The 5899-nt window shown below is 36.5% G+C and carries 3 protein-coding genes and 1 pseudogene; 2 read left to right on the forward strand and 2 right to left on the reverse strand.

What is annotated here, in order from left to right; translation table 11 throughout:
* Positions 1-157: 157 nt before the first annotated feature.
* Positions 158-712: pseudogene (locus F6K13_RS14945) on the forward strand (CHAT domain-containing protein); the annotation flags it as partial.
* 362 nt (positions 713-1074) lie between these two features.
* Here the strand turns inward: F6K13_RS14945 and F6K13_RS14950 are convergent.
* Both F6K13_RS14950 and F6K13_RS14955 read right to left on the reverse strand, forming a co-directional pair.
* Positions 1075-1407, reverse strand: coding sequence for a hypothetical protein (locus F6K13_RS14950; RefSeq protein WP_240038910.1), 333 nt, complete (start codon positions 1405-1407; stop codon positions 1075-1077).
* Between the two features lie 496 nt (positions 1408-1903).
* Complete coding sequence (locus F6K13_RS14955; RefSeq protein WP_124144546.1) at positions 1904-2572, reverse strand: DUF3747 domain-containing protein; 669 nt, start codon at positions 2570-2572, stop codon at positions 1904-1906.
* Positions 2573-3723: 1151 nt separating this feature from the next.
* Between F6K13_RS14955 and F6K13_RS14960 the strand changes: the two genes are divergently transcribed.
* Positions 3724-5619 carry an AAA-like domain-containing protein gene (locus tag F6K13_RS14960; protein ID WP_124144545.1) on the forward strand — a complete coding sequence of 632 codons (1896 nt, stop codon included), beginning with the start codon at positions 3724-3726 and terminating at the stop codon, positions 5617-5619.
* Positions 5620-5899: the final 280 nt, after the last annotated feature.

Raw genomic sequence — 5899 nt, forward strand, 5'->3', positions numbered from 1 at the left:
AACTCTTCGATACTTTTGTGTGGTTCTAGCTTTAACAATCTCGGCATGGCGATCGCCCAACTCTTACTATTCATCCCTTAATTTATCAGGTTTAATTTTTTTATACCGATGCTACCGGATTTGATATCAACTCTTCCCAGAAGCTCTAACTTTAACCAAAACCAAAGCGACAGAAAACGCCCTCAAGCAAGTCAAAAATCCCGACTTCCTCCATATTGCCACTCATGGATTCTTTTTATCCAAACCTACATCAGAAAACCCAACCAATCTTGATAATCCCCTATTTCGTTCTGGGTTAGTGTTTGCCGGAGTCGAAAAACAACAGAGTGGAGGAGATGATGGAGTTTTTACTGCTTATGAAGCCACCCTCTTAAATCTAGTCGGCACTCAATTAGTAGTATTATCCGCTTGCGATACAGGAATAGGGGATATTAGCGTGGGGGAAGGAATTTATGGATTACGTCGTGCTTTCGTTATTGCAGGCAGCGAAAGTCAAATGATGAGTCTGTGGAAAGTAGAAGATAATGCCACAAAAGACTTGATGGTAGCTTATTATCAGGGATTAAAAGCAGGAAAAGGACGCCGGGATGCGTTACTGGATATTCAGCGAAATTGGTTGAAAGAGGGAGAATATCAACATCCTTATTATTGGGCGAGTTTCATCTTTTCCGGGGATGGGACACCGATAGCGCTAGGCGCAAGTCAGAAGTAATCCCTGACTAAGTTTGAGCGTTTATAAACCTCCTAACCCATTTGCGTAGTACTATACTAATTTAATCAATTTCTACGATGATGAAAGTTTTGATACTTATTTTTGGATTTTAGTAATTATTAATATCGTCAGGAGGGAAAGCAAATACAATTCCTATTCCCCAAGCAATACTTGGTACTAAAGCAAAAATTATTATTTCTAAACCTGTCATAATTAATTTCCTACTTGATTTTTTTGTATGTAAAGTTTCTAGTTTTGATGCAGTCTACACGGTATCTACAATTTCTTGGGGTTTGTAGATGTAGAGTGGCTTATTTTAGTATCCCTATCCATTTTTTCCTTCTTTCTTCTTCCTTCTTCAACTAATTATTTATTTGTAAGTTTCTCTGGTTTTCTATTATATCTATTTTTGCTGTTAATCTAGTTAAGTTACTGTCAATAATTCGTTGATTAGTAACATGATCGTAAGCTTCCCATTCTTGAGTAACTTCTGTATCTTGCCAAATAAACCAGTTCCGATAAATTTCTCCACTATCAATATCATTACATAGAGGCAACCAATCATCTCCTGTAAAATACTCTGTTTCTTGAATGACTAAATTTAGACCTATTAAAGTTAATAATGTTTCTAAATTATTCAAGTCTTTCTGAGATAGTTTATGGGTTTTTCTATGGTTCATAAGTCTGATTTCCATGTTTTTTTATTGATTTTGTGAAAGAAAATTTTAATGTATAGCAGAAGAAAGAAGGAAGAAGAAAGAAGGAAGAAGGAAAAATCTTGCGTTGTCTGATTTTTAAGCTTTTGATCTGTCCGTGCCCTTTGCTTCTACTGCTATATTAACTATTTGATCAATTAGAAAGTAGGGCGGTACAAATTTTTCTAGCTATATACTGAATTTTAAATCTAGTTACCATCGATAAAATATTTGCTAATTTCTGATTTTATTAAGAGTTATAAATTAATTTAAATTGCTAAAGTTTATCAATCAATTCATCCATTTTCAAAATATATATTGTGTATTGAATCTACATTTTTCAAGGTATATTAAAAAATACTTCTGTAATTTATGAATCTTCAGTTTATCAAAATAATATGGGTCTAAAGCCCCACCTTTTAAGGCGAAATATTTTTGGAGAGTTGCTCAAATGCCCGTTAAAAAAATAACTTCTGACTTCTGACTTCTGACTTCGTTAAGAACCTTCTGCTATTGCTGAATTAGTATTATCATAAAACTCTAAACTATCTGGAATTTGAGCCTCAATCTCAGATATTCTTTGCTCAATCTCAGCTTGTTTAGCAGCAAAACTATCATAACTAAAATAAAAATGACCAAGAACTTTTCCTTGATAACTACGCTTAGTAAATTGCCAACCAGGTTCTAGAAAAATTTTCATCATTCCATTACTAAGTCCGCGACTTCTACCAATCATTTTTTTATCTCCTGTCAAGGAAATGCCAAATAATTTAATTTCACCACCAACATTCTGCAAAATTAATCTATGACTAACTGATAAATCATTACCATCTACCCGAATTGAATAGCCATTACTATCAGTAGCTCTTCCACAAATGCCAGAAAAATTAAAGTTTAATAGCAAAGGCTCAACTAAAATTGGATATAATCCTGCTTCACTTTCACTCCAGCAAGGTCTTTCATTAGAACGCTGCTCTAAAATAATTAGTTTATAACCAGAATATCCGTTTAGATCGCTCAGAGGCATTGCCGTGGCAATAACTTGATTTTGGTCAATTTCTACCTCGTCAAAAGTAAAATTTGCTTGGGCAGATATCGCAGTATTAATAGTAAAAAATATTGTGCTAAAAATAGTTAAAATTGAACGATGAAAAATATTTTTCATTGGCTTGCTCCCTGTTTTTTGTTTCTCTAAATACTTTAAAAAAATCGGCTTTTTTTTGTAGAGAATATTAGGATTTTAATTAAACCAGATTTAAAAAAATCTAGAAAAGCCTCAATTATGTTAGGCAGTATAGTTTCGAGATAAAAGCAGTTAAAATGTTGTTAATTAGTTAACTTCCTTAAATTAGAAAGAGTTAGCTATGTTCGTTAAAGTAGCATTCAGCACTCAGCTATGAGCAATCAGCTTCTCAAGGTGTATAATGAAGGTTTAAGTCCCCCATTAACAAGCATCACGCGCTTTTTTATCAAAATAATTGGGTCTAAAACTCCGCCTTTTAAAGCGAAATATTTTTGGAGAGTTGCTCACGCATCCCCTACTTCCCCTCCTGGGAGGGGTTAGGGGTGGGTTAACTTCTGACTTGTGACTTGTGACTTGTCACCCCGTGAGGTGGGGGAGTCAAACCCTTGAATTTTTAGCTGACCGCTATTTGCGTTTGCGTAGCATTTTGTAGAAAAGTATTCCGGAACAAAAAAGCTGATAGCTAGTTAAAATCATTTACAGCATTTTTGAGGATAGTGAGGTACAGTTATAAGACTATTCGTATATTTCCTGTTCCCAGCTCCGGTGTTCCCTAATAACTTCTGACTTCTGACTTCTGAGTCCGTTAAAGTGGGGGACTCAAACTCTTGAATTTTTAGCTGACAGCTATTTGCGTTTGCGTAGCATTTTGTAGAAAAGTATTCCGGAACAGAAAAGCTGATAGCTAGTTAAAATCATTTACAGCATTTTTGAGGATAGCGAGGTACAGTTATAAGACTATTTATTCGTATATTCCCTGTTCCCAGCTCCGGTGTTCCCTAATAACTTCTGACTTCTGAGTTCGTTAAAGTGGGGGACTCAAACCCTTGAATTTTTAGCTGACAGCTATTTGCGTTTGCGTAGCATTCTGTAGGAAAGTATTCCGGAACAGAAAAGCTGATAGCTAGTTAAAATCATTTACAGCACTTTTGAGGATAGTGAGGTACAGCTATAAGACTATTTATTCGTATATTCCCTGTTCCCTGTTCCCTAGAGCAATAAAACTTTATACCTCATCAACTCGATAACTGCTGTAAAATAAATAACAATAAAAATACAAATAGGAAGAAACAGTGGAAAAAAAATCAAAGCGCGATCGCGGACGAATTCTCACAACTTCTGGACTGAAAAAACTGAATGAAGCTATTGAAGAATGGAAACAACAGTACAACCTCAGAGCTACTCTTGCAGAAATTGAAGCTGAGTCTGGAGTGGGTTCCGACACCATCAGTAAAATTAGACAAGGGCGAGTCGGTGCAGACCTGAGTAAAATTCAGCAGCTTTTTGCCTCCTTTGGTCTGACATTGGATGAAGCAGACCACCGTTCGGGAAAACAGAGTCAAACTTCAAGTGAAACAGAACCTATTGGAGAACTTTTGCCACTACTTAATAACGAAGAAATAGTGAGTCACAATAGTTCCCAAGTTTTTATCAGTTATTGCAGTCAAGACCCGGATCGAGAATTGGCGCGACAGTTTGAAACGGCCTTGAATGCTGCTGGTCATCAGGTTTTTATGGCAGCAGACCGCATCCGTCTGGGAGAAAATTGGTTTCGGCGTATTAATGAAGAGTTGAGACGGTGTGACTATTTGCTGTTATTTTTGCCTCCCCAGTCGGTACAAAGTGAGTTACTGACCTATCAAGTACAACTTGCAAGGGAGTTACAATTTTCCCGACCCAACCGTAAACCTGTAATTTTGCCGATACGGGTAGGGTTTTCCCTGAGTACACCCCTCAACCACGATCTGCGGGGTTATCTCTATCGCATTCAACAACGGGAGTGGCGATCGCCAGAAGATAGTGTGGTCATTCTGAGGGAAGTTTTGACTCTTTTAGCTACTCCACCGGAGAATATTGCGTCGGAAGTAGAGGAACAACAAGAGACTTTACCTGCGGAAGAAATTAGTAGCATTGCATCAACAAATAGCGCTCCTTTACCCTCTGCTGAACCTGAAATACCGGGGGGACAAATTGATGTGGCATCTACTTTTTATATCGAGCGTCCACCTATTGAAGAACGTTGTTATCAAGCTATTTTGCAACCAAGTGGTTTAATTAGAATTAAAGCGCCACGACAGATGGGTAAAACTTCTTTAATGGCAAGAATTTTACACCATGCTACACAGGAAGGATATCGGACTGTACCTTTAAGTTTTCAGTTAGTAGATAAAGAGGTTTTTAGTAATCTTGATAAATTCTTAAAATGGTTTTGTGCTTATGTGGGACGAGAGTTACGTTTGCCTAATCAATTAGATGATTATTGGGATGATATTTTTGGTAGTAAAGTTAATTGTAAGGATTATTTTGAGAAGTATTTATTAGCTCAAATAGATAATCCTTTAGTGTTGGGTTTAGATGAAATTGATAGAGTTTTTCAATATCCTGATATTGCCGAAGATTTTTTGGGATTATTACGAGCTTGGCATGAGGAATCAAAGCGACGAGTTATTTGGAAAAAATTGCGATTATTGGTAGTACATTCTACGGAAGTTTATATTCCCATGAATATTAATCAATCTCCTTTTAATGTAGGATTGCCTATAGATTTACCAGAGTTTAATCCACAACAAGTTCGAGATTTAGCATCGCGACATAATTTGAATTGGTCGGAGTCAGAAGTTGATAAATTAATGACAATTGTTGGCGGGCATCCTTATTTAGTTAGGGTTGCTTTATATCATATTTCTAAACAAGATTTAACTCTGGAAGATTTGCCGGAAAATGTAACTGCTGAAACGGGAATTTATAGCGACCATTTACGACGACATTTGTGGAATTTAGAAGAATATCCAGAGTTAGCTGAAGCGATGAAAAATGCGATTTCTGAAAATTATAATGGGCAGTTAACAGGAATGTTGGGTTTTAAGTTAGATAGTTTAGGTTTGGTGAAATGGCAGAGTAATAAATGTTATCCCAGATGTGAGTTATATCGTCAGTATTTTCAAGCGCATTTGTTATCGGAGAAGTAAGAAGTAAGAAGTAAGAAGTAAGAAGGAAAAAGTAAGAAGGAAGAAGTAAGAAGGAAGAAGTAAGAAGGAAGAAGTAAGAAGTAAGAAGGAAGAAGGAAGAAGGTGTTTAGTTATAAATAAAAGATGGAGGAGTCAGGAGTCAACCCACCCCTAACCCCTCCCTGGAGGGGAGGGGAACGACCGAGTCAGGAGGAAAAAAGAAGGGAGTTTAGTTATTTAGGAGAGAAGGAAGAACTAAAGGTACTGGTGGATTATAATGGTATAGCTAGTGGGAGCTCTA

The sequence above is a fragment of the Okeania sp. SIO2B9 genome (assembly GCF_010672505.1).
GTDB lineage: Bacteria > Cyanobacteriota > Cyanobacteriia > Cyanobacteriales > Microcoleaceae > Okeania > Okeania hirsuta.

Excerpts from the sequence above, each read along its gene's own strand:
- F6K13_RS14950 (WP_240038910.1), bottom strand. The coding sequence starts at position 1,407 with ATGGAAATCAGACTTATGAACCATAGAAAAACCCATAAACTATCTCAG.
- F6K13_RS14955 (WP_124144546.1), bottom strand. The coding sequence starts at position 2,572 with ATGAAAAATATTTTTCATCGTTCAATTTTAACTATTTTTAGCACAATA.